The sequence below is a fragment of the Pseudomonas sp. 86_A genome, assembly GCF_017491705.1.
Taxonomy (GTDB): domain Bacteria; phylum Pseudomonadota; class Gammaproteobacteria; order Pseudomonadales; family Pseudomonadaceae; genus Aquipseudomonas; species Aquipseudomonas koreensis.
Genome location: NZ_JAFGYS010000004.1, coordinates 97,258 through 121,951, shown reverse-complemented (window position 1 = coordinate 121,951; position 24,694 = coordinate 97,258). Strand labels below are relative to the sequence as shown.

The window sequence follows — 24,694 nt, the reverse complement described above, 5'->3', positions numbered from 1 at the left end:
CATGAACTCACTTAGGTTCCGAGCGACCGGCCCGGGGAAAAGTTCACAGGGATTTGCCTGGATAAAAAAGCGGATCGAATTCACCAGGAGGTGGTCAATCCACTTAAGCACTTCTCACGCCATGTGCCACACGGAGGTCTACAGATGAACATCCCGATCCCGGCAGAAACGCCTGATCCGAACATCGACAAACCCACCTTGCCCGAGACCGAGCCACCACCGATTCCCGAGCAGGAACCACCGGGCACCACGCCACCGCCGAAGGAAGAGCCACCGACGACGATGCCGCCCGTGATCCTCTGATCTGAGCAGCGCGCCCCCTGTAGGAGCTGCCGAAGGCTGCGATCTTTTGATCTTGTTTTTAAGGATCAACATCAAAAGATCGCAGCCTCCGGCAGCTCCTACAGGGATCAGAGAGTCCGCGCGGGTTGTTACAGATGTTGGTTTTTCTCGTCGCTCTTCTCGAACAGCCTGACAATTCGTGGCATCACGCTGAAAATCCCCAACGCCAGTAACGTGCTGAGCAACGCCGTCGCTTCCTTGCCCAACCCGGTCGCCACGCCGATCGCCGCCGTCATCCACAAACCCGCCGCCGTGGTCAGCCCTTTGACGTGGCCTTCGTCACCTTCATGATTCTTCAGGATCGTCCCGGCACCGAGGAACCCGATCCCGACGATAACGCCTTGCAACACCCGACTCATCGCATCGGATTCCGCCCCAGAGGTCTGCGGCACCAGTACGAACAGCGCCGCCCCCAACGCCACCAACATGTGCGTGCGCACCCCGGCGGCCTTGCCCTTGTGTTCGCGTTCGAAACCCAGAATCCCGCCCAACACCGCCGCCATCAGCAGGCGCACGGTGATGCGAGTCAGTTGCGAGGCATCGCCGATGTCGGCGAACTCCGCTTGCAGCGTTTCCCACACTTCATCCCACCAAGCGTTCATCGCACGGTCCTTTTTATTGGTCGTTGATCGATGGACAGCGCCGACCATTAATCGGTTGCGTCGAACGATCATCCGGCGCTGCGCCCTAACCTTTCAGATACCCCCCGGAAAAAGGACAGCCCCATGCCCGTTCGAATCGATGAATCCAATCCCGAATCAAAAGTGTGTTTTTTCACCGTCGAAAATGGCGAGGAAATTCGTATCTGCGACACGCTGGAAGTCTGCACAGACAGTGACAAATCCATGTCTTTCGTGGAAATCGAAAGCCGGCGCATTTACATCACCGAAGCAGAAGCCGACGCCTTGACGGTTGCAGGCGCCAGGGATGGCCGGAAACACCTGAAGGCTGACGAGAGTGATTCGGTGATTTGACTGACCCTGATCAACACTCGCCGCAGACGCCTGCGATAGGCGTTTGCGCCTGTGCCTGCGGGCTGCTTCAAGTTGTCGCAGATCGGCCGCAAAAAGCCATCTGATACGCTTTTTAATGAAATAGCTGAGTCTGTTATGCAAACAGTTCGGCGCTCATAGTTCATTCGCCTGATGGAGGCTGATGAGCGAACGACCATGAGCGAACTAATCCCCGTCCGAACCGTAGAAGCAAGCCCCACCATAAGAAATGTGCCGGGTCGCCCGATGAAGGCGAAGGCCGGTTCCACCGACAAGCAGATTCATACCCGCAGCTTCACCGGCCTGTTCCGCACCTTGCGCATGAGCGGCGCGGGGTTTCTGTTTTTGCTGTTCTTCGGCACCGTGTGGCTGAACTGGGGCGGCCGTCAGGCAGTGCTGTGGGATCTGGCCGAAAGCAAATTCCACATCTTTGGCGCGACCTTCTGGCCCCAGGATTTCATCCTGCTCTCGGCGCTGCTGATCATTGCCGCGTTCGGCCTGTTCGCCATCACCGTGTTCGCCGGCCGGGTCTGGTGCGGTTACACCTGCCCGCAAAGTTCGTGGACATGGATCTTCATGTGGTGCGAGAAGATCACCGAAGGCGAGCGCAACCAACGGATCAAACTGCAGGCAGCGCCCTGGGGCCTGAACAAACTGGCGCGGCGCGCGGCCAAGCACACCCTGTGGCTGGCGATCAGTGTGATGACCGGGCTGACCTTCGTCGGCTACTTCACGCCGATCCGTCCGCTCGCCGAAGAACTGTTCACCCTGCAAATCGGCGGCGTCAGCCTGTTCTGGGTGCTGTTCTTCACCGCCGCCACTTACATCAACGCCGGCTGGCTGCGCGAAGCGGTGTGCATGCACATGTGCCCGTACGCACGGTTCCAGAGCGTGATGTTCGACAAGGACACCCTGGCGATTTCCTACGACGTGGCCCGCGGCGAAAACCGTGGCCCGCGCAAACGCGATGTGAAGCCCGCCGAGGCCGGCCTCGGCGATTGCATCGACTGCCAATTGTGCGTGCAGGTTTGCCCGACCGGCATCGACATCCGCGACGGCCTGCAGATGGAATGCATCGGCTGCGCGGCATGCATTGACGCCTGCGACTCGATCATGGACAAGATGAACTACCCGCGCGGTTTGATCCGCTACAGTTCCGAGCGCGAACTGCAAGGTGGCAAGACCCACCTGCTGCGGCCGCGACTGATTGGCTACGTGGCGGTGCTGCTGGTGATGATTGGCGCCCTGGCGCTGGCCTTGGTCGAACGGCCCATGGTCTCGCTGGACGTGACCAAGGACCGTGGGCTGTTCCGCGAGAACGGTCAGGGCCAGATCGAGAACATCTACACCCTCAAGGTCATCAACAAGACCCAGCAGCGTCAGGACTACAACCTGAGCCTGGTGGACGGCGACGGCTTCCAGTTGCAGGGCAAGACCGAGCTGAGCCTGGCGCCGGGAGAGATTGTCGATGTGCCTGTGTCGGTGGCGATGACCACGGAGCGCCCGGCCAGCAGCTCGCAAACCTTGAGCTTCAAGATTGCCGACAGCGATGAGCCTGAGATTTATAGCGTGGCGAAAAGCAGGTTTGTGGCACCGATGAATCGCTGAGCCATTAAGATGCATTTCTGTTTTGACACTGCGATACCTGTGGCGAGGGAGCTTGCTCCCGCTTGAGTGCGTAGCACTCACCAGCTTTGGGGGCCGCTATGCAGCCCAGCGGGAGCAAGCTCCCTCGCCACAAAAAGCAATCCGAATTCAGTCCATCGCGGGATACCGATGAAACGCTACGAAAAATTCGCCGACGACATCGCTGAACTGATCCGCTCCGGCGTCCTCGGGCCCGGGCAGCGAGTGCCGTCGGTGCGCTACGCCAGCCAGACTTACGGGGTCAGCCCGTCCACGGTGTTCCAGGCCTATTACCTGCTGGAACGTCGCGGCCTGATCCGTGCGCGGCCGCGCTCCGGCTATTTCGTCAACACCCACGCGCCCAGTCCGTTCTCGGAACCGGTGATCAGCAGCCACGTCAACGACTCCACCGAAGTCGACGTCAGCGAACTGGTGTTCTCGGTCCTCGAATCGATCAAGGACCCGAGCACCGTGCCCTTCGGCTCGGCGTTCCCCAGCCCGACCCTGTTCCCGCTGCAACGCCTGTCGCGCTCGCTGGCCAGCGCGGCGCGGGAGATGGACCCGCGCATGGTGGTCACCGACATGTCGCCGGGCAACCCGCAACTGCGCCGGCAAATCGCCCTGCGCTACATGGTCGGCGGGCTGATGCTGCCGATGGAAGAGTTGCTGATCACCAACGGCGCCCTGGAGGCGCTGAACCTGTGCCTGCAAGCCGTAACCGAGCCGGGCGATCTGGTGGCCATCGAAGCCCCGGCGTTCTACGCCAGCCTGCAAGTGCTGGAGCGCCTGAAACTCAAAGCCGTGGAAATCCCCGTGCACCCACGCGACGGCATCGACCTCGGCGTGCTCGCGCAGACGCTGGAACGGCATCCGATCAAGGCCTGCTGGTGCATGACCAGTTTCCAGAACCCGATGGGCGCAACCATGCCCGAGGCGAAGAAACAGGAACTGGTGGAACTGCTGCGCCGGCATCAGGTGCCGCTGATCGAAGACGACGTCTACGCCGAACTCTATTACGGGCAGCAAGCGCCGAAACCGGCCAAGGCGTTCGACACTGAAGGATTGGTGATGCACTGCGGTTCGTTCGCCAAGAGCCTGGCCCCCGGCTACCGCATTGGCTGGGTCGCCGCCGGGCGTTACGCGCAGAAAATCGAACGGCTGAAACTGATGACCTCGCTGTGCGCCTCGATGCCGGCGCAAGCGGCGATCGCCGACTATCTACAACACGGCGGCTATGATCGCCACCTGCGCAAATTGCGCTATGCTCTGGAAGAACAGCAGAGCGCGATGCTCGCAGCCATCGCCCGCTACTTCCCGGCACAGACCCGGGTCAGCCAGCCGGCCGGCGGCTATTTCCTGTGGCTGGAATTGCCGCCGCAGATGGATTCGTTGAAGCTGTTTCAGATGGCCTTGGCACAGGGCATCAGCATTGCACCGGGGCCGATCTTCTCGCCGACCCAGCGCTTCAGGAATTGTATCCGGCTGAATTACGGCAGCCCTTGGACCGAGGACTCGGAGAAGGCGATGGAGACGTTGGGGCGGATTGTGCGGTCGTTCTGACAGCCCTGTGTTGTCTGGGCTATTGCCTTCGCGAGCAGGCTCGCTCCCACCCTGGATTTGTGCGGGACACAGAACCAATGTGGGAGCGAGCCTGCTCGCGAAGAGGGCCGACCTGACAGCGAAACGCTCTGGACTTAACGCCCACCACCCAAATCAACAAACGTCCCCGTCGCATAAGAAGCCTTGTCCGACAGCAACCAGACAATCGCCTCAGCCACTTCGTCCGGGCGTCCGCCCCTGGCCATCGGGATCGCCGACTCCAGTTTGCTGACCCGATCCGGATCGCCGCTCAAGGCATGGAAATCGGTATAGATGTAGCCCGGACGCACCGCGTTGACGCGAATCCCCTCGCCCGCCACTTCTTTGGACAGACCGATGGTGAAGGTGTCGAGCGCACCTTTGGACGCGGCGTAGTCGACGTATTCGTTGGGCGAACCCAGACGTGCAGCGACCGACGAGACGTTGACGATGCTGCCGCCCTGCCCGCCGTGTTTGGGCGACATGCGCAGGATCGCGTGTTTGGCGCAGAGGATCGGCGCCAATACATTGGTTTTCATGATTTTGAGGATGCGGAATTCGGACATTTCATCGACCCGCGACTTGTGCCCGACGGTGCCGGCGTTGTTTACCAGCGCGGTGACTCGCCCCAGTTCGGTGTCGACCCGGTGGAACAGCGCGATCACTTCGTCTTCGATACTGACATCGGCGCGCACCGCAATGGCTTGCGCCCCCAGCGCTCGCACTTGCTCCAGCACGCTTTGCGCGGCTTGTTCATCCGACTGATAGTTGATGCAGATCCGATAGCCCTGCTCGGCAGCCAACAACGCCGTGGCGGCGCCGATTCCACGCCCGCCCCCGGTGATCACAATGACTTTATCCATGCTGGCCCTTCCCCCCAATGCACACGTAACAGTCGGGTGGAAGAATAACCGCCATTCGCGGGTTTTGCATGGGCTGTGTCAAAGGCTTGAGCGCTCACGCCGTTTGTGGCGAGGGAGCTTGCTCCCGCTGGCCTGCGCAGCAGGCCCATGCTTGAAGAGAGGGGTCGCTTCGCGACCCGGCGGGAGCTTGCTCCCTCGCCACAGCAGGCAGTCAGTCAGCCGCCAGCGCCTCTCCACGGGCAATGTTCTGCATGAAGCGATCAGCCGGCATCGGATGCCCGAGCAGGTAGCCCTGCAACGAATCACAGCCCAATTTTGTGAGGAAGTCCTGCTGCACGCCGGTTTCCACACCCTCGGCGACAATCCGCAAGCCCAACGCCTGACCCAGCGCGACAATCGCCGAGACGATGGCCGCGTCGTCGCTGTCATGCTCCAGATCGCGGACAAATCCACGGTCGATCTTCAGCTCGTTCGCCGGCAAGCGCTTGAGATACATCAGGCTCGAGTAGCCGGTGCCAAAGTCATCGATCGACAGATCGACGCCCATGTCCGACAACTCCTGCAGCACCGTCATGCTCGCGTCGGCGTCGCTCATGGCCGTGGTTTCGGTGATTTCCAGGGTCAGGCTGTTGGCCGGCAGATGGTGCGTCGCCAGCGCCTTGGCCACGCTGCGCACCAGTCCTGTGTGGCAGAACTGCAAGGCCGAAAGGTTCACCGCGATACGCCAGTCGGTGTAGCCAAGCACATACCACTCGCGCATCTGCCGGCAGGCCTCGTTGAGCACCCATTCGCCAATGCCGATGATCACGCCGGTCTTCTCCGCCAGATCGATGAATTTGTCCGGCAGCAACATGCCCTGTGTCGGGTGCTGCCAGCGCAGCAGCGCTTCGGCGCCCACCGGGTGGCCATTGGCGGCATCGAACTTGGGTTGGTAATGCAGGCTGAACTGGTTGTGCTCCAGCGCTGCGCGCAGGTCCTGCAACAGTTGCAGTTGCTTGCGCGCGTTGTTGTTCATCGAGGCGTCGAAAAAGCTGTAGCCGTTCTTGCCACCGCCCTTGGCGTGATACATCGCCGCGTCGGCGTTCATCAGCAACTCCTGGGCGCTCTGACCGTTGCCCGGATACAGGGCAATGCCGACGCTGGCGGAAATCTGCAAGTCATGTTCGGCCACGCGGAACGACTGACCAATCAGGCCGACCTGGCGCGCGGCCAGGCCCAGGGCGTCATCGGGTTCGGTCAGGCGCACCAGCAGCACGAACTCGTCGCCGCCAATCCTGGCCAGCGTATCCAGGCTGCGCAAATCTTCGCGCAAGCGCAGGCCGACTTCGCGCAACAGTTGGTCACCCATGTGATGGCCGAATGCGTCATTGACCGGTTTGAAACCGTCCAGGTCAATGAACATCAAGGCAAAACAGCCACCCTGCTCGTTGACCTTTTTCATCGCCTGATTGATCCGGTCATCCAGCAGCATGCGGTTCGGCAGGCCGGTCAGGGTGTCGTGCAGCGCCAGTTGTGTCAGCTCACGGTTGGCCAGGGTCAGCGAATGCGCCAGATCGGCGGTGCGCGCTTCGAGGCGGGCATCGAGGATCGACGTCAACAAGGCAATCGACAGCACCGCCAGCGTGGTGATCAACACCAGACTGTCGAGGCCGTTACCCTTGAGGCCGTTGAGCGTAGCGCTACAGAAACTGCCGTCGGCAAACTGCGCGGCCGCCATGCCGGTGTAGTGCATGCCGACAATCGCAATCCCCATGATCACCGCCGCTCCGGCACGAATCAGGCGCACATACGGTGATTGCTGGCGCAGGCGGAAGGCGATCCACAAGGCGGCCGCCGAGGCTCCGACGGCGATCAGCAATGACGCGCCGAACAGCGTCGGGTCGTAATCGATTCCCGGGGTCATGCGCATCGCGGCCATGCCGGTGTAGTGCATGGCGCTGATGCCGGCGCCCATGATCAGCGCGCCGAACGCCAGTTGCAGGACCGGCAATTTCGGCTGGCTGACCAGCCACAAGGCAAAACCGCAGGACAGCACCGCGATCAGCAGCGACAGCGCGGTGAGGGTGAAGTCATAACCGAGCTCGATCGGCAGTTTGAAGGCGAGCATGCCGATGAAGTGCATCGACCAGACGCCCACCCCCATGGCAAACGCGCCGCCGGCAGTCCAGAAATGCACGGCCCGGCCTTTGGCGGTGGCGATGCGCCCGGTGAGATCGAGAGCGGTGTAGGAAGCGAGGATCGCCACACACAACGAAATGAAAACCAGCGTGGAGGAATAACTACCGATGAGCATGAAAATTCTCGCGAACACCCGCGCCGTACTGCGTCCATTCTCGGTCGGGCAAATGCGGCGATTGTACTGATTGCGCAGAAGAACGCACTGACAAAGTAACCATTTTGCCATCAAGCCGATGAAACGCTTGTTCGACCGTCCTGCGAGGCTCTGGCCCGCGACTCACATACTGAAATACTTGCACGTGTGGCGAGGGAGCGTGCTCCCGCTGGAACACGCAGCGCTCCCCGACCTCTTGGGGTCGCTGCGCAACCCAGCGGGAGCAAGCGCCCTCGCCACAGTGGCAAATTTGTTGCCTGGATCAGTGGTTGTCGCTTACTTCCAGATCGCCATCCCAGCCACCGCCCAGCGCAGCAATCAGCTGCACACTGGCAATCAGGCGGCTCTGCAGAATGTTGAGAACGGTGCGCTCGTTGCTCAGTGCAGTGGCCTGCACCACGACCACGTCGATGTAGGCAATCAACCCGGCCTTGTACTGGTTTTGAGTCAGGCGCAACGAATCGCGCGCAGCATCCAGCGCTTCCTGGCGCACGGCGGCTTCGTCTTCATACACCTTCAATTGCACCAGATAGTTTTCCACCTCGCGGAAACCGTCGAGCACGGTCTGGCGGTATTTGGCAACGGTCTGGTCATACGCCGCTTCGGTGCGATCGACTTCGGCCGAACGAATGCCGCCATCGAAGATCGGCAAGTCCAGTTTCGGGCCGACCGACCAGAAGCGATTGGGCAGGGTCAGGAGATTTTTTGACGTACTGCTGCTGTAACCGCCACTCATGCTCAGGGTCAGGTCCGGGTAGTACGCCGCTTTCGCCACACCAATATTGGCGTTGGCGGCGATCACCGAACGCTCCGCCGAAGCGATGTCCGGACGACGCTCCAGCAACTGCGACGGCAGGCTCAACGGAATCTGCGGCAGGTTTGGAATGTTCTGGCTCTCGGCGATGCTGAACTCGGCCGGAGCCTGCCCGGTGAGCACCGCGATAGCGTTTTCGAACTGCGCGCGCTGCCAGATCAGATCCACCAGATCGCCCTGGGTGCTTTTCAGCTGAGTCTGCGCCTGGGCCACCGCATCGCGGCCGGAGATTCCGGCGCGGTACTGGTTCTGGGTCATTTGCAGCGACTTTTCGTAGGCCGCCACCGTCGATTCCAGCAAGCGCTTCTGTTGGTCGATCACGCGCAATTGCAGGTAGTTCTGCACCAGCTCCGACTGCTGGCTCAGGCGCATCGCCGCCAGATCGGCAAAACTGGCCTGGGCACTGGCTTCGTTCGCCTGCAGGCTGCGGCGCAACTTGCCCCAGATATCCGCTTCCCAACTCACGCCCAATTGCGCGTTGTAGGTGTCCCGAATACCACTGGCGGAACTGCTCAGGCTGGAACTGCTGCTGCCGGTGCCCTGGCTGGAGCGGGTCTTGCCCACGCTCAGGTCGACACTCGGGTAAAACGCCCCGCGGGCGCTGCGCACCAAGGCCTGGGCCTGACGGTACTGGGCTTCGGACTGGGCAACGGTCTGGTTGGCGCTGTTGAGTTTTTCGACCAGGGCGTTGAGTTGCTGATCGCCATACAGCTCCCACCAGGCGCCACGGGCCAGCGAGTCGCTGGGGTTGGCCTGACGCCAGCCCTTGGCCTCTTTGTATTGCGCGATTTCGGCGGTTTGCGGGCGCTGATAGTCCGGGCCGACGGCGCAGGCACTGAGCATCGCCACGCACAGCGACAGGCTCAACAGACGCGAGCCCCGAGCAGTGGCCAGATTGAGAAGCGAACGGTCGGTCATAGCGGAGTTTCCAGAGCAGCGTCAGTACGCACGCCACGCCACTTGTTGAAGCGGTGGCGCAGCTTGTCGAGATAGAGGTAAACCACCGGGGTGGTGTAAAGGGTCAGCACCTGACTGAAGATCAGCCCGCCGATGATGGTCAGGCCCAGCGGCTGGCGCATTTCCGCGCCCTCGGCACGGCCGAGCAACAACGGCAAGGCGCCGAGGATCGCCGCCAGGGTGGTCATCAGAATCGGCCGCAGACGTTGCAGGCAGGCGCTGCGGATCGACTCCAGCGGCGACAGGCCCTGATGGCGCTCCAGTTGCAGCGCCAGGTCGATCATCAGGATCGCGTTCTTCTTCACCACACCGATCAGCAGGAACAGCCCGAGCAACGAGATCAGGCTGAACTCGCCGCCCAGTGCATAGATCGACAGCAACGCGCCAACCCCGGCCGATGGCAACGTCGAAAGAATTGTCAGCGGGTGAATGTAGCTTTCATACAGCACACCGAGCACCAGATACACCGCCAGCAGCGCACCAAGGATCATGAACGGCTGGCTTTTCTGGGTCGCGGCAAAGGCATCGGCGGTGCCGGCCATTTTCGCGATCACGTCTTCGGGCAAACCGACTTTGGCAATCGCCCGCTCGATGGCGGCACTGCCCTGCTCCACCGTCACCCCTTCGGCCATGTCGAAGGCAATGCTTTCGGAAGCGAACTGGCCTTCGTGGCTGACCCGGTCGTCTTCCAGGCTGTTTTCGTAATGGGCGATGGTCGACAACGGAATCCGTGCGCCGTCAGCCGTGATCACCTGCACCTGCTGGAGCGTCACCGGGTCCTGTGCATACTTCGGATTGACCTCCATCACCACCTGATACTGGTTGAGGCTGTCGTAGATGGTCGAGATCTGCCGCTGGCTGTAGGCATTGTTCAACACCGCCGTGACCATGTTCATGTCGACCCCGAGGCGCTTGGCCTGATCGCGGTCGACAATCAGCGTCACCTGCTGCGCACCGCGGCCTTCGCGGGCGTCAATCGCGGTCAGCTCCGGCAGTGCGCGCAGCGCGGTGACCACTTTCGGATACCACTCGCGCAATGCGCCGAGATCTCCGCTTTGCAGGATGTAGCTGTATTGCGAGGTGGTCTGCTCGCGGCCACCGCCGAATTGCAGGTCCTGGTCGGCCATCAGCATCAACTGGGCACCGGGCACCTTAGGCATTTCCTTGCGCAGGCGTTCGATGACCTTCTGCGCCGACAGGTTGCGTTCCTTGATCGGTTTCAGGCGCACCAGCATGAAGGCGTTGTTGGTGCCGTTGGTGCCGCCGATGAACCCGGCCACACTTTCCACCGCTTCGTCCTTGAGCACGGCGCGGCGGAAGGTTTCCATTTTCGGCTGCATCACGCTGAACGACAGGCCGTCGTCACCGCGTACGAAACCGATCAACTGGCCGGTGTCCTGTTGCGGCATGAACGTTTTCGGCACCACCACGTAAAGAGCGACGTTGACCCCCACCGTGACGATCAGGCTGAGCAAGGTCAGGCGCCGATGGCGCAGCACCCAGTCGAGGCTGGTGGCGTACTTGCCGACCATCCAGTCGTTGGTTTTGCGGCTCCAGCGTTGCAGGCGGTTTTCCTGGCCAGGCGTGTGCGGCTTGAGCCAGCGTGCGCAGAGCATCGGCGTGAGGGTCAGCGAAACCACCAGCGACACCACGATCGCCGCCGCCAGGGTGATGGAAAATTCGCGGAACAGGCTCTCGACAATCCCGCCCATGAACAGGATCGACAGGAACACCGCCACCAGCGACACGTTCATCGAGAGCAAGGTGAAGCCGACTTCCTTGGCCCCGAGGTAGGCGGCCTTCATCGGTTTGACGCCTTCGTCGATGTGCCGGGAAATGTTCTCCAGCACCACGATGGCATCGTCCACCACCAACCCGGTCGCGAGAATCAGCGCCATCAGCGACAGGTTGTTCAGCGAGAATCCATACAGGTACATCACTGCGAAGGTGCCGACCAGCGACACCGGCACCGCCAGCGTCGGGATCAGCGAAGCGCGGAAGTTACCGAGAAACAGGAACACCACCAGAATCACCAGCGCCACGGCGATCAGCAGAGTCATTTCCGCTTCGTGCAGCGTGGCCTTGATCACTGGCGAACGGTCCATCGCCAGGTTCAGCTTGACGCTGGCCGGCAGCACCGCTTGCAACGCGGGCAGTTGCGCCTTGATTTCGTTGACCGTCTCGATGATGTTGGCGCCGGCCTGGCGGTTGATCACCAGCAGCACTGCCGCGTCATCGTTGAAGAAGCCGCTGTTGTAACGGTCTTCGACGCCGTCGCTGACCTTGGCCACGTCCTTCAGGCGCAGGGCTGCGCCGTTGTTGTAGTGGATGATCAGCGATTCGTAATCCTTGGCCTTCTCCAACTGGTCGTTGGCCTGGATCTGCCACAGGCGCTCACTGTCTTCGACCGAGCCCTTGGGCCGGCGCACATTGGCCCCGGCGATGGTCTTGCGCACATCGTCGAGCGCTACGCCGTACTGGTTCAGCGCCTGTGGTTCGAGTTCGATGCGCACCGCCGGCAACGAGCTGCCGCCGATCTGCACTTCACCCACGCCCTGCACCTGGGACAGGCTCTGCGACAGGATGGTCGAGGCCAGGTCGTAGAGCTGGCCTTTTTCCAGTACGTCCGAGGTCAGCGACAGCACCATGATCGGCGCCTGCGACGGGTTGACCTTCTTGTAGGTCGGCATGCTGCGCATCCCGCTCGGCAACAGGTTGCGCGACGCATTGATCGCCGCCTGCACCTCGCGCGCCGCGCCGTTGATGTCGCGGTCGAGGTCAAATTGCAGAATGACTCGGGTCGAACCCTGACTGGAGCGGCTGCTCATGGTGTTGACGCCGGCAATCGCGCCAAACGAGCGCTCCAGCGGCGTGGCGACGGTGGACGCCATCACCTCGGGACTGGCGCCGGGCAAACTGGCCTGGACCACGATCACCGGGAAATCCATTTGCGGCAGCGGCGACACCGGCAGCAGACCGAAGCTGACACCGCCCAGCAGCATGATCGCCAGGCTCAAGAGCATCGTCGCCACGGGGCGTTTGATGAAAGGACCGGAGAGGTTCATTGACCGCGAACCCCGTCTTCACCGCACGCCCCTGTAGGAGTGAGCCTGCTCGCGATAGCGGTGTGTCTGCCCACACTGATATTGAATGTGCCGGCCTCATCGCGAGCAGGCTCACTCCTACAGGGGTTATGTGTCAGGGCAGTCATACCACCACCTCATCGCGGTCGGCATTGGTCTTGCCAAAGCGCCGTCCCAGGCGATCGAAGTACAGGTAAATCACCGGCGTGGTGAACAGGGTCAACACCTGGCTCACCAGCAACCCGCCGACCATCACCAGACCCAGCGGCTGACGCAGTTCAGCCCCGGAACCGGTGGCGAGCATCAACGGCACCGCACCGAACAACGCCGCCAGCGTAGTCATCAGGATCGGTCGGAAACGCAGCAGCGCCGCCTGATAGATCGCCTGCTCCGGGGCCATGCCCTGGGTGCGTTCGGCGTCGAGGGCGAAGTCGATCATCATGATCGCGTTCTTCTTGACGATACCGATCAGCAGGATGATGCCGATGATCGCGATCATCCCCAGGTCGTTGCCGCTGAGCAGCAAGGCCAGCAACGCACCCACGGCCGCCGAGGGCAAGGTCGAGAGGATGGTGATCGGATGAATGTAGCTCTCGTAGAGCACGCCGAGCACGATGTACATGGTCACCACCGCCGCCAGAATCAGCAGCAAGGTGCTCGACAGCGAGGCCTGGAATGCTTCGGCCGCGCCCTGGAACTGGGTCTGCACGCCAATCGGCATGCCGATGTCCTTCTGCACCTGATCGATGATGTCCACCGCGTGCCCCAGCGCCACGCCGGGTGCGAGGTTGAACGACATCATCACCGCCGGGAACTGGCCGATGTGGGTGATCGCCAGTTGCGCCTGACGTTCTTCGACGTGGGCCAGACTCGACAGACGCACTTGCGCGCCATCCGTGGTCTTGACGTGAATCTGGTCCAGCGCCGCCGGCCCGATCTTCTCCCCGGCCTGCGCCTGCAGCACCACGCGGTACTGGCTGGCCTGGGTGTAGATGGTGGAAATCTGCCGCTGACCAAAGGCGTCATACAGCGCATCGGTGATGTTCTGCACCGAAACACCGAGGCGCGAAGCCGCATCGCGGTCGATCACCAGATAGACCTGCAAGCCCTTGTCCTGCAAATCGCTGGCAACGTCGGTCAGTTCCGGCCGCTGGGCCAGCGCCTCGACCAGCCGTCCGCTCCACTGGCTGAGCAGTTCGGCGTCCGGCGAGGACATGCTGAACTGGTACTGGGTACGGCTGACCCGATCTTCGATGGTCAAGTCCTGCACCGGTTGCATGAACAGGCGGATGCCGACCAGTTTGTCCAATTGCGGTTGCAGCCGCGCGATCACCTCGGTGGCGCTCAGGTCGCGCTGACCGTGCGGCTTGAGGTTGATCAGCAGGCGGCCGCTGTTGAGCGTGGCGTTGTCACCATCGACGCCGATGTAGGACGACAGGCTCTCCACCGCCGGATCCTGCAGAATCACTTTCGCCAGTGCTTGCTGACGCTCGCCCATGGCGGCAAAGGAAATCGACTGCGGCGCCTCGGAAATGCCCTGGATCACCCCGGTGTCCTGCACCGGGAAGAAACCCTTGGGCACCACCATGTACAGGAACACGGTCAGCGCCAATGTACCGATGGCGACCAGCAAGGTCAGGGGCTGGTGCTTGAGCACCCACTGCAACTTGCGCCCGTAGGCGGCGATCATCCAGTCGATGCAGGCACCGCTGGCCCGATAGAAACGGCCCTGTTCATGTTCTTCCGGCTCACGCTTGAGCAGGCGCGCGCACATCATCGGGGTCAACGTCAGCGAGACCACCAGGGAAATCAGGATCGCCACCGCCAGAGTGATGGCGAACTCACGGAACAGCCGCCCGACCACATCGGCCATGAACAGCAGCGGAATCAGTACGGCGATCAGCGACAGGGTCAGGGAAATCAGGGTGAAGCCGATCTGTTTGGCGCCCTTGAGCGCGGCCTGCATCGGGCTGTCGCCTTCCTCGATGAACCGCGCGATGTTCTCCAGCATCACGATCGCATCGTCGACCACGAAACCGGTGGCGATGGTCAGTGCCATCAGGGTCAGGTTGTTGACCGAGAATCCGGCCAGGTACATCACGCCAAACGTACCGATCAGCGACAACGGCACCGCAACCGACGGGATGATGGTCGCGCTGGCCCGGCGCAGAAAGAGGAACGTGACCATCACCACCAGGGCGATGGCGATCAGCAGTTCGTGCTGCACGTCGGTGACCGAGGCGCGGATGGTCTGGGTGCGGTCGGTGAGCACGGTGACGTCGAGGCCGGCCGGCAGGTTATCGGTGATGCTCGGCAGCAACGCCTTGATCCGGTCCACCACCTCAATCACGTTAGCCCCGGGCTGGCGCTGGATGTTCAGCAGCACGGCCTGATTCTGGTTGGCCCACGCGGCGAGACGTTCGTTCTCCGCGCCGTCGACGATTTCCGCCACATCCTTCAGGCGCAGCGGCGCGCCGTTCTTGTAGGCGAGGATCAGGTTGGCGTAGTCCTTGGGCGAGGTCAGCTGGTCGTTGGCATCGAGCATCGACACCCGGGTCGGGCCGTCGAAGTTACCCTTGGGCTGGTTGACGTTGGACGCGCCGATCAGGGTGCGCACGTCTTCCAGGTTCAGGCTGTTGGCCGCCAGTGCCTCCGGGTTGACCTTGATCCGCACCGCCTGACGCTGACCGCCGGCAATGCTGACCATGCCGACGCCGCTGATCTGGGCGATCTTCTGCGCCATGCGCGTGTCGACCAGGTCATTGAGCTTGGGCAGCAGCATGGTTTTCGAAGTGATCGCCAGGGTCAGCACCGGGGTGTCCGCCGGGTTGACCTTGTTGTACACCGGCGGCGCCGGCAGATCGGTCGGCAGCAGGTTGGTCGCGGCGTTGATCGCGGCCTGCACCTGCTGTTCGGCGACGTCCATGTTGATGTCGAGGCTGAAGCGCAGGGTCAGCACCGAAGCGCCGCCGGAGCTGGTCGACGCCATTTGGGTCAGGCCCGGCATCTGCCCGAACTGGCGTTCGAGCGGCGCGGTCACGGCGCTGGTCATTACGTCCGGGCTGGCGCCGGGATACAGGGTCATGACGCGAATGGTCGGGTAATCGACCTGCGGCAATGCCGAGACCGGCAGCAGGCGATAGGCGATCAGGCCGGCCAGGACAATGGCCAGCATGCTCAGGGTAGTGGCTACCGGACGGAGGATGAACAGCCGCGAAATGTTCATGCGCCCTTCTTGGCCTTGTCAGTCACAGCGGCGTCCGGCGCACTGGCGGCGGGTTTGCCCTGCAGGTGGCCGGTCGGCGTGGTCGGCACGTCATTGCTGTCGTTGACCACTTCCACCTCACTGCCCTCTTTCAGACGGTCGGTGCCTTCCAGCACCACGCGATCGCCTGCGGCGAGGCCTTCGGTGACCACGGTGTTGGTGCCGTCGCTGGCGCCGATCTTCAACTGGCGGATGGTGACTTTCTTGTCGCCGTCCAGCGCGTAGACGAAGGTGCCGTTGGTGCCGAACTGAATCGCCGCCGACGGTGCCAGCACCACGCCTTTGAGCGTGTCGGCCAGCAGGTGGACGTTGACGAACTGATTGGGAAACAGCGATTGATCGCGGTTGTCGTAACGGGCCTTGAATTTCAGGGTGCCGGTGGCGACGTCGATCTGGTTGTCGAGGCTTTGCAGCACGCCATTGGCCTGGATTCTGGTATCGCCGCGGTCCCATGCCTCGGCCGGCAGTTTGGCGCCGCTGTGGTAGCGGGCGAGCACGGTTTCAAGGCTGTTTTCCGGCAGCGTGAACACCACGCTGATGGGCTGGGTCTGGGTGATGACCGCAAGGAACGTGGTGTCGTTGGCCGCCACCAGGTTGCCGACATCGACCTGCCGCAGGCCGACGCGACCGGCAATCGGTGCGCGGATCTTGGTGAATTCGAGATTGAGCTTGGCGTCGTTGACCGCCGCCTGATTGGTCTTGACCGTGCCCAGATACTGGCCGACCAGCGCTTCGGCGGTGTCCAGGGTCTGCTTGGCGATGCTGTCTTCCTTGTACAGGCCGCGATAACGCTCGACATCGACCTGAGCATTTTTCAGCTGCGCCTGATTCTGCAGCAAGGTGCCCTCAGCCTGGAGCAAGGCGTTCTGGTACGGACGCGGATCGATCTCTGCCAGCAGGTCGCCAGCCTTGACCATCTGCCCTTCCTCGAAATTGATTTTCACCAGCTCGCCGCCCACCCGGCTGCGCACATTGATGGTGTTGAGCGCGGTCACCGTGCCCAGCGCCTTGTAATACAGCGGGAAATCACCGGTGACGGCCGGCGCCACGCGCACCGGAATCGGTCCGGCCGCGCCACCGAAGCCCGGTCGCATCATCCCCGAACGCCCGGTATGACCGGCGGCGGCCTTGTCACCGCCCTCCTTGTGGGCCGAACCGGCGGGCCAGAATTTCCAGCACAGTACGGCGATGACCAACAGGACGAGCAGGCTGATCAGCCAGCGACGGGAGTTGCGAGGGGACGATTGCATGGATTGATTAACCATTGGGCGCGTGGGCTTCTTTTACGGGAGGCTGAACGATAAGCACTGGCAGGATTTAAGCAAAGCAGCTTTACCGGCAATTTACCTTCAACTTACGTTTCAAGGTGTAAGGCAAAACACTGATACACAAATGAAAACGGCCTGGACAGGGCCAGGCCGTTAACAATTGTAAAAGCGCTTACTTCAGAACAGCGAGCGCTGCTTCGTAGTTCGGCTCTTCAGCGATTTCCTTGACCAGCTCGCTGTGCAGCACGTTGTCGTTCTCGTCCAGAACAACCACCGCACGGGCAGTCAGGCCTTTCAGCGGGCCGTCAGCGATGGCTACGCCGTAGTTCTCGATGAATTCGGCACCGCGCAGGGTCGACAGGTTCTGCACGTTTTCCAGGCCTTCGGCGCCGCAGAAACGGGCCTGGGCGAACGGCAGGTCAGCCGAGATGCACAGCACCACGGTGTTGGCGACTTCGTTGGCCTGGGCGTTGAACTTGCGCACGGAAGTCGCGCAGGTCGGGGTGTCGACGCTTGGGAAGATGTTCAGCACTTTGCGCTTGCCGGCGAAGCTCGCCAGGGTGACGTCGGACAGATTGCCGGCAACCAGGGAAAAGGCTGGCGCCTTGGAACCGGCTTGTGGCAACTGGCCGTTGACTTGAACCGGGTTGCCTTTGAGGGTGACTTGAGCCATGACTTTAGTCCTTCTGATGTTTTGATTGGAAAGCATGCAAGAGGCCGAAGTTAACCACGAAATTGTCCGACGACCTATGCCCTGACTGAAATTGTTAGGTGCCTGCGTGAAAAATTGTATACAACCGCGCAACCGATCCTCTGTAGAAGTGAGCCTGCTCGCGATGGCGGTGAATCAGGCAGCTGTTTGTTAACTGACACGACGCCATCGCGAGCAGGCTCACTCCTACAGGAGATCTGTGTGGTCAGCAGTGCTTTTGCTGCTTGTTAAAACGCCGGACTGCATCTTTATTCAGTGGACCTGTCGATTCATGCCCTGCCCGTTCGACCAAGCAGTGAATCCCCCCACACTCCACGGAGCAACCACCATGCGATTCATGATCCTTGTCAAAGCCAGCGCCGACTCCGAAGCCGGCATCATGCCCAGTGAAGAGCTGATCACCGCCATGGGCAACTTCAACGAAGAACTGGTCAAGGCCGGCATCCTCATCGACGCCGATGGCCTGCACCCAAGCAGTAAAGGCGCCCGCGTGCGCTTTTCCGGCGACAAGCGCACGGTCATCGACGGGCCGTTCATCGAGACCAAGGAGCTGGTCGCCGGCTACTGGATCTGGGAAGTGAAATCGAAAGAAGAAGCCATCGAATGGGTCAAGCGCTGCCCGAACCCGATGCCGGGCGAGTCTGAAATCGAGATTCGCCAGATATTCTCCGCCGAGGACTTCGGTGCCGAGTTCACCCCTGAAGCCCGTGCGCAAGAAGAGCGGATTCGCGAGCAAGCCAAAAAAAACCTGTAATGCTCCTGCCCCTGTAGGAGCTGCCGCAGACTCGAGCCTTCGGCAGCTCCTACACGGCGCCTGGTTATTGGGACTTGAGCTTGAGATACATCTGATGCATGTCATTGGCCCAGCCATCAATCACAGGCTTAACGTCGTTGGCGGTCATCGCCTGCTTATCGTTTTGCAGCGGTTTACCGGTGCCTTTGCGCACCGCTTGCGCCACGACCTTGTTGCTCGCGCCATCGAGGAACACCGCTTCGGTGGCCAAGGTGGTTTCCTGATCGCGAATACCGCTGGCGGTGCTGACGGCTGCCGCCACCAGGGCAACCGGGATCACTTCATACGCGTGCAGGCCTTCGGTCTTGCTGCTGACGGCGGTGATCGCTGCTCGCACCACAATCACGCCCGGGCCGGGGCCGTTGGCCAATGGCAGGTCTTTGCTGATTTCACGCTTGAGGGCTTGATCGTAGTAGGAGGTGATGCCGTTGAGGGTCTGTTGGGAAATCTTCGCGGTCGGTTGCGGCTTTGGATAGAGCTGGGTCGGCTCGATGTACACACTGGTGAACTTGCTCATGTCGAGCTTCGGATCAATCCAGCGCATCACTTCGGCGCCGGAAGGCGACTTGGCTTCCTTGAGCTGACTGTAATCCTTGAGAAAGCCGGAATACTCATCGGGAGCGACGGTTTTGCTGGAGCAACCCACCACGCCAAGGGTGGCGATGCAGAGGGTGCCCATCATCACTGCAAGCTTCATGCTGTAACTCCTGTCAGAACGCCGAGATATATTGCCTGGCGGGAAATACAGTTATAGCCAATGCCGGGGAAATTACCTTGTACACACGCAAGATTTCCACGCGGCTGCACAGACACTGATGCTTTGTGGGAGCAAGCAGGCTCGCTCCCACAGGGCCTGTGTCGAGATCAGGTTCCGGGCGTTACCAGGAAGACGTCGCCCCGCTCTTCAACGCCATCTCCCGCCGACTGTTGGCGCGCATCGCCTTGATCAGCGACACCGAACCCACCAGCAGGATCGCCGCGCCAAACAGGAAGTCGATGTTGTACAGCTGAAAGTCCTGCACCGGCCCCACCAGCACCACGCGCACCACGGCAATCGCCACCAGCGTAGCGAGGAAGTCGATCCCCGGCTCGTCGCGATAGAACACGTGCAGCAATGGCAGGCACAGCACCAGCAGCAACAACAGCACCACGACCTTGAACGAGCCTTTGCGCTCGACGCTGAATGCGCACTCGTGCGGACCGTAGGCCTTGTAGTCCTCATCGCGGATCATCGAGTTTTTCTCGTTGATGTATTCGACGCGGTTGTACTTCTGGATCGGCGTGAAGGTGTTGGACAGGTCCATCAGCGTGGTGATGTTCTTGAAGCGCAGATCGACGCGCTCGCTGCCCTTGAGGTAATACAGCACCGGTTTGTAGCCGTAGCGATAGGTGTCGAAGGGGAATTCGGTGACCTGGCCCTGCACGCCGATCGGCCGAGGCTCGAGTTCGGCGTAGGCGCTCTTGGTCGGCGAAGCGAGGTTGCGGCTCAGGGGCTGAACCTTGACCTGCTCCAGGAAGATCGGCGTGACGCCGTACGACCACTGCAACGGTTCCAGGCGCAGACGCAGTTCGTTGCGACCCAGGTCATAGCGGTTAAAGGTGCGTTCGGACACCACCAGCGAGCCACTGAGCATGAACTCGCCGCGCAGGTTGTTGGTCACGCGCAAGGTCAGTTGATCCTTGCCCAACAGCGCTGCTTCCGTGGACGGCGGCGTGCCGCACCACGCGGTGCTTTCACCGGCGCCGCCCAACTGGCCGTCGCGGTTTTCCTTGATCACATAAAAGTAACTGGCCCACAGCGTCAGCATCAACAGCATCGCCGTGAGGCCCAAAATCTTTTTGCCCGCACTCACTACCCAGACTCCCTTCTTCATTCCGTCGTCCAGCCGAAAACCCGCTGGCGACGGGGACTCTACCAAAAGGCCAGCATCGACCCAAGGGAAAATCCGGGAATGGTGCGGGATGTAGGGGTTTCCCCGGTACTGGCAACACCGAACACCGTGGCGAGGGAGCTTGCTCCCGCTGGAGTGCGCAGCACTCCCAAAGAGAGCCAACACCTATCCCCTGACGTATCGCATTGTTTAGCTTTGGGGCGGCTTCGCCACCCAGCGGGAGCAAGCTCCCTCGCCACAGAAGTATCAGCGGCGGCGAAACAGCGGGCGCGGCTCGATCACCGAGCGCCCGTACAGCACGCTCATGCCGGCCAGTCCTTTGAGGGCATCTGCAGCCGATTTGTCCTCACGCACCGCAAAGCTGTCGAACCCGCACTGGCGCATGTGACTGAGTTGATCACGCAACACATCGCCGATCGCGCGCAACTCGCCGGCCCAGCCAAATCGACTGCGCAGCAGATACGCCTGGCTGTAGGCGCGACCGTCGCGAAAGCTCGGGAAGTCCAGGGCAATCAGCGGCAGCGAGGCCAGCCACGGCACCACGCTTTCGACCTCATCGTCCGGCCCCAGCCACACCGCGTGGGTCGAAGGCGATTGCAGCCAGTGCGCCAGCGGCAGGATCTGCAATCCGGGCGGCCGGCCCTGCTCCGGCTCGCGTACCAGCGTCCACGGATCATCCTCGACCTGCCGCGCGACACCCTGCTCCAAGCGCAGCAGATTGTTCATGCCGATACCTCCAGCGCTTTCGGGTAGACCCGCTCCTTGAACGGCTCCAGGCCAATGCGCGCCAGGGTGTCGACGAACAATTCCTCACTTTCGCGGTAGCGCACGAAGGTGCCGATAATCCGCTCGATCACTTGCGGCACTTCAGCCGCGCTGAACGACGGGCCGATGACTTTGCCCAGCGTGCTGTTTTTGCCCTGCGCGCCACCAAGGGTGATCTGGTACCACTCGCTGCCGTTTTTATCGACGCCAAGGATGCCGATATTGCCGATGTGGTGATGGCCGCAGGCGTTGATGCAGCCGGAGATGTTCAGGCTGATGTCACCCAGGTCGTGCAAGTAGTCGAGGTTGTCGAAGCGCGCCTGAATCGCCTGGGCGATCGGGATCGACTTGGCGTTGGCCAGCGCACAGAAATCCCCGCCCGGGCAGGCGATGATGTCGGTCAGTAGGCCGACGTTGGCACTGCCCAGATTACGCTCGCAGGCCAATTGCCAGAGTTCGTACAGGTCAGACTTTTGCACATCGGGCAGGACGATGTTCTGCTCGTGGGCAATGCGAATTTCGCCAAAACCGAAGCGCTCCGACCAGTCGGCCACCGCCAGCATCTGCAACCCGGTGACATCCCCCGGCGGCGCGCTCAGACCCGGTTTGGTCGACAGCACCACGCTGGTGTAGCCCGGTTTCTTGTGCGGCTGCACGTTGCGCGCGACCCAACGGGCAAACGCCGGGCTCTCGGCCAGGCGTGTGCCGAAGTCCAGGTCGGTGTCGGCGAGGCTGTGATAGGTCGGCGGCACGAATGCGCTGGCAACCCGCTGGTATTCAGCGTCGGTCAACTGCGCCGGGCCGTCCTTGAGGTGTTGCCATTCCTCTTCGACTTCCCGGGCGAACACTTCGATGCCCAGCGCCTTGACCAGAATCTTGATCCGCGCCTTGTACTTGTTGTCACGCCGACCGTGCCGGTTGTAGACCCGCAGGATCGCCTCGACGTAGGACAACAGATGCTGCCACGGCAAGCCTTCGCGGATTTGCAGCCCGAGAATCGGCGTACGCCCCAACCCGCCGCCGACGATCACCCGCAGGAGCATTTGTCCGTCACGCCCCGGGTAAAGATACAGGCCGATGTCATGCATCATGATCGCCGCACGATCCTGCTTCGCCGAGCAGATGGCGATCTTGAACTTGCGTGGCAGAAACAGGAATTCCGGGTTGATTGTCGACCACTGCCGGAGGATTTCCGCCAACGGGCGCGGGTCGATCATCTCGTCCGCCGCGACCCCGGCGAACGCCTCGGTGGTGATGTTGCGCACGCAGTTGCCGGAGGTCTGGATCGCATGCATGTTGACCTGCGCCAAGCGCTCGAGGATGTCCGGCACCTGGGCCAGTTCGATCCAGTTGAATTGCAGGTTCTGCCGGGTGGTGAAGTGGCCGTAGCCGCGATCGTAGTCAGCGGCGATGCTCGCCAGGGTGCGCATCTGCGCGGCGCTCAAGGTGCCGTAGGGAATCGCCACCCGCAGCATGTAGGCGTGCTTCTGCAGGTAGAGACCGTTTTGCAAACGCAGCGGCAGGAATTCCTCTTCGCTCAACTCCCCGGCCATGAAGCGCTCGACCTGATCGCGAAATTGCGCAACGCGCTCGAACACCAGTGCGCGGTCGTAATCATCGTATTGATACATGCAGCGGCTACCTCATCAGATTTGTGCGCAATTCCTGTAGGAGTGAGCCTGCTCGCGATAGCGGTGTGTCAGTCAACAAAGCCGTTGCCTGACACACCGCTATCGCGAGCAGGCTCACTCCTACAGTTTTCTTCAGAGCACTATGACGAAGCAGCGCAGTACGCAACAGATTCACCTGAAACGATAAAAACCGTATCAGGACGCGGCAGAGCGCCGCAGGCAGCACTTCAATCTGATCCGTACAAATGAAATATTCCTGAGCCTGTTTTGTTTCCGGCGGTGTTCCTACAGTGCAGCTCGTGCCAGACCGGGTGGCCTGGCAAGACTTTGCAACCGTGGAAGAACTGACCATGAGCACAGCAACAATCGGACAGGCTTACAACTACAAGGTCGTCCGCCAATTCGTTATCGCGACGGTTTTCTGGGGTGTCGTCGGCATGGCGATGGGGGTATGGATCGCCTCGCAACTGGTGTGGCCGGACATGAACCTCGACCTGCCGTGGACCACCTTCGGTCGCTTGCGGCCATTGCACACCAGCCTGGTGATTTTCGGCTTTGCCGGCAGCGCGCAATTCGCCGCCAGTTATTACGCGGTGCAGCGCACCTGCCAGGTAAGACTGTACTCGGACAAGCTCGCGGCCTTCACGTTCTGGGGCTGGCAATCGGTGATCGTGATCATGCTGATCACCCTGCCGATGGGCTACACCACCACCAAGGAATACGCCGAAATCGAATTCTCCGGCGCGGTGTGGATGGCGGTGGTCTGGGTCGCCTACGGCATCGTGTTTTTCACCACCGTGGTGCAGCGCAAGACCAAGCACATCTACGTCGGCAACTGGTTCTTCGGCGCGTTCATTCTGGTGATCGCCATGCTGCACGTGGTCAATCACCTGTCGATTCCGGTGGACTGGTTCAAGTCGTATCCAGTGTATTCCGGCGCCACCGACGCCATGGTGCAGTGGTGGTACGGGCACAACGCGGTGGGGTTCTTCCTGACCACCGGGTTCCTCGGGATGATGTATTACTTCGTGCCGAAGCAGGTCAACCGCCCGGTGTATTCGTACCGGTTGTCGATCGTGCACTTCTGGGCGCTGATCACCCTATACATCTGGGCCGGCCCGCACCATTTGCACTACACCGCGCTGCCGGACTGGGCACAGTCGTTGGGCATGGCGATGTCGCTGATCCTGCTGGCGCCGAGCTGGGGCGGGATGATCAACGGCATGATGACCTTGTCCGGCGCCTGGCATAAGTTGCGCACCGACCCGATCCTGCGCTTTCTGGTGCTGTCGCTGGCGTTCTACGGCATGTCGACCTTCGAAGGGCCGATGATGGCGATCAAGACCGTCAACGCCCTCTCCCACTACACCGACTGGACCATCGGCCACGTCCACGCCGGGGCGTTGGGCTGGGTGGCAATGATCACCTTCGGCGCGACCTATCACATGGTGCCCAAGGTGTTCGGCCGCGAGCAGATGTTCAGCACGCCGCTGATCAACCTGCACTTCTGGCTGGCGACCATCGGCACCGTGCTGTACATCGCCTCGATGTGGGTCAACGGCATCACCCAGGGCCTGATGTGGCGGGCGATCAACGAGGATGGCACGCTTACCTACTCCTTCGTCGAAGCGCTGCAGGCCAGTCACCCGGGGTTCATCGTACGGTTTGCCGGCGGGGTGTTCTTCCTCAGCGGGATGCTGCTGATGGCCTACAACGTCTGGCGCACGGTGCGGGTTGCCGACGTATCGCTGGCGCGCAGCCAGGCGCAGATCGCCTGAGGC

18 protein-coding genes are annotated in these 24,694 nt (G+C 61.5%); 6 read left to right on the top strand and 12 right to left on the bottom strand.

The window, feature by feature from the left end:
• Positions 1–144: 144 nt before the first annotated feature.
• Positions 145–303, top strand: coding sequence for a hypothetical protein (locus J5M57_RS07930; RefSeq protein WP_169841819.1), 159 nt, complete (start codon positions 145–147; stop codon positions 301–303).
• Between the two features lie 128 nt (positions 304–431).
• On the opposite strand, the gene J5M57_RS07925 is transcribed toward J5M57_RS07930, so the two are convergent.
• The gene (locus tag J5M57_RS07925; RefSeq protein WP_207849487.1) at positions 432–944 is read right to left on the bottom strand and encodes an MgtC/SapB family protein; all 513 of its coding nucleotides are present in this window, start codon (positions 942–944) and stop codon (positions 432–434) included.
• 123 nt (positions 945–1,067) lie between these two features.
• Between J5M57_RS07925 and J5M57_RS07920 the strand changes: the two genes are divergently transcribed.
• From J5M57_RS07920 to mapR, 3 genes are all read left to right on the top strand, one after another.
• Positions 1,068–1,316: a DUF3203 family protein gene (locus tag J5M57_RS07920; protein WP_083369225.1), complete on the top strand. Its 249-nt coding sequence runs from the start codon at positions 1,068–1,070 to the stop codon at positions 1,314–1,316.
• A gap of 195 nt (positions 1,317–1,511) precedes the next feature.
• Positions 1,512–2,942: a cytochrome c oxidase accessory protein CcoG gene (gene ccoG / locus J5M57_RS07915; RefSeq protein ID WP_207849488.1), complete on the top strand. Its 1,431-nt coding sequence runs from the start codon at positions 1,512–1,514 to the stop codon at positions 2,940–2,942.
• Between the two features lie 168 nt (positions 2,943–3,110).
• Positions 3,111–4,520, top strand: coding sequence for a GntR family transcriptional regulator MpaR (gene mapR / locus J5M57_RS07910; RefSeq protein ID WP_008087199.1), 1,410 nt, complete (start codon positions 3,111–3,113; stop codon positions 4,518–4,520).
• Between the two features lie 134 nt (positions 4,521–4,654).
• On the opposite strand, the gene J5M57_RS07905 is transcribed toward mapR, so the two are convergent.
• The 7 genes from J5M57_RS07905 to tpx all read right to left on the bottom strand — a co-directional run bounded on the left by J5M57_RS07905 (position 4,655) and on the right by tpx (position 17,793).
• The gene (locus J5M57_RS07905) at positions 4,655–5,401 is read right to left on the bottom strand and encodes an SDR family oxidoreductase (RefSeq protein WP_064587387.1); all 747 of its coding nucleotides are present in this window, start codon (positions 5,399–5,401) and stop codon (positions 4,655–4,657) included.
• A 211-nt stretch (positions 5,402–5,612) separates the two neighbouring features.
• Positions 5,613–7,694: an EAL domain-containing protein gene (locus J5M57_RS07900; RefSeq protein ID WP_207849489.1), complete on the bottom strand. Its 2,082-nt coding sequence runs from the start codon at positions 7,692–7,694 to the stop codon at positions 5,613–5,615.
• 301 nt (positions 7,695–7,995) lie between these two features.
• The gene (locus J5M57_RS07895) at positions 7,996–9,465 is read right to left on the bottom strand and encodes an efflux transporter outer membrane subunit (RefSeq protein ID WP_207849490.1); all 1,470 of its coding nucleotides are present in this window, start codon (positions 9,463–9,465) and stop codon (positions 7,996–7,998) included.
• Positions 9,462–12,569 carry an efflux RND transporter permease subunit gene (locus tag J5M57_RS07890; RefSeq protein ID WP_207849491.1) on the bottom strand — a complete coding sequence of 1,036 codons (3,108 nt, stop codon included), beginning with the start codon at positions 12,567–12,569 and terminating at the stop codon, positions 9,462–9,464. The genes J5M57_RS07895 and J5M57_RS07890 overlap by 4 nt, the downstream gene beginning before the upstream one ends.
• 142 nt (positions 12,570–12,711) lie before the next feature.
• Positions 12,712–15,813, bottom strand: a complete 3,102-nt coding sequence (locus J5M57_RS07885; protein ID WP_207849492.1) for an MdtB/MuxB family multidrug efflux RND transporter permease subunit — start codon at positions 15,811–15,813, stop codon at positions 12,712–12,714.
• Complete coding sequence (locus J5M57_RS07880) at positions 15,810–17,117, bottom strand: MdtA/MuxA family multidrug efflux RND transporter periplasmic adaptor subunit (RefSeq protein ID WP_207849493.1); 1,308 nt, start codon at positions 17,115–17,117, stop codon at positions 15,810–15,812. Before J5M57_RS07880 ends, J5M57_RS07885 begins: the two co-directional genes overlap by 4 nt.
• A 175-nt stretch (positions 17,118–17,292) precedes the next feature.
• Positions 17,293–17,793 carry a thiol peroxidase gene (gene tpx / locus J5M57_RS07875; protein WP_064587381.1) on the bottom strand — a complete coding sequence of 167 codons (501 nt, stop codon included), beginning with the start codon at positions 17,791–17,793 and terminating at the stop codon, positions 17,293–17,295.
• Between the two features lie 367 nt (positions 17,794–18,160).
• On the opposite strand from tpx, the gene J5M57_RS07870 reads away from it, so the two are divergent.
• Positions 18,161–18,586 (top strand): YciI family protein, encoded by a 426-nt coding sequence (locus tag J5M57_RS07870; RefSeq protein ID WP_064587380.1) that lies wholly within the window; start codon positions 18,161–18,163, stop codon positions 18,584–18,586.
• 64 nt (positions 18,587–18,650) lie between these two features.
• Here J5M57_RS07870 and J5M57_RS07865 read toward each other — a convergent pair whose 3' ends face one another.
• From J5M57_RS07865 to J5M57_RS07850, 4 genes are all read right to left on the bottom strand, one after another.
• Positions 18,651–19,322 (bottom strand): DUF3313 domain-containing protein, encoded by a 672-nt coding sequence (locus J5M57_RS07865; RefSeq protein WP_169841828.1) that lies wholly within the window; start codon positions 19,320–19,322, stop codon positions 18,651–18,653.
• A 181-nt stretch (positions 19,323–19,503) separates the two neighbouring features.
• Complete coding sequence (locus J5M57_RS07860; protein WP_207849494.1) at positions 19,504–20,478, bottom strand: hypothetical protein; 975 nt, start codon at positions 20,476–20,478, stop codon at positions 19,504–19,506.
• Between the two features lie 285 nt (positions 20,479–20,763).
• Positions 20,764–21,243, bottom strand: coding sequence for a DUF934 domain-containing protein (locus tag J5M57_RS07855; protein ID WP_207849495.1), 480 nt, complete (start codon positions 21,241–21,243; stop codon positions 20,764–20,766).
• Complete coding sequence (locus J5M57_RS07850; RefSeq protein ID WP_207849496.1) at positions 21,240–22,913, bottom strand: nitrite/sulfite reductase; 1,674 nt, start codon at positions 22,911–22,913, stop codon at positions 21,240–21,242. Before J5M57_RS07850 ends, J5M57_RS07855 begins: the two co-directional genes overlap by 4 nt.
• A gap of 350 nt (positions 22,914–23,263) precedes the next feature.
• Between J5M57_RS07850 and ccoN the strand changes: the two genes are divergently transcribed.
• Positions 23,264–24,691, top strand: a complete 1,428-nt coding sequence (gene ccoN, locus J5M57_RS07845) for a cytochrome-c oxidase, cbb3-type subunit I (protein ID WP_064589990.1) — start codon at positions 23,264–23,266, stop codon at positions 24,689–24,691.
• The last annotated feature ends 3 nt before the right edge of the window (positions 24,692–24,694 follow it).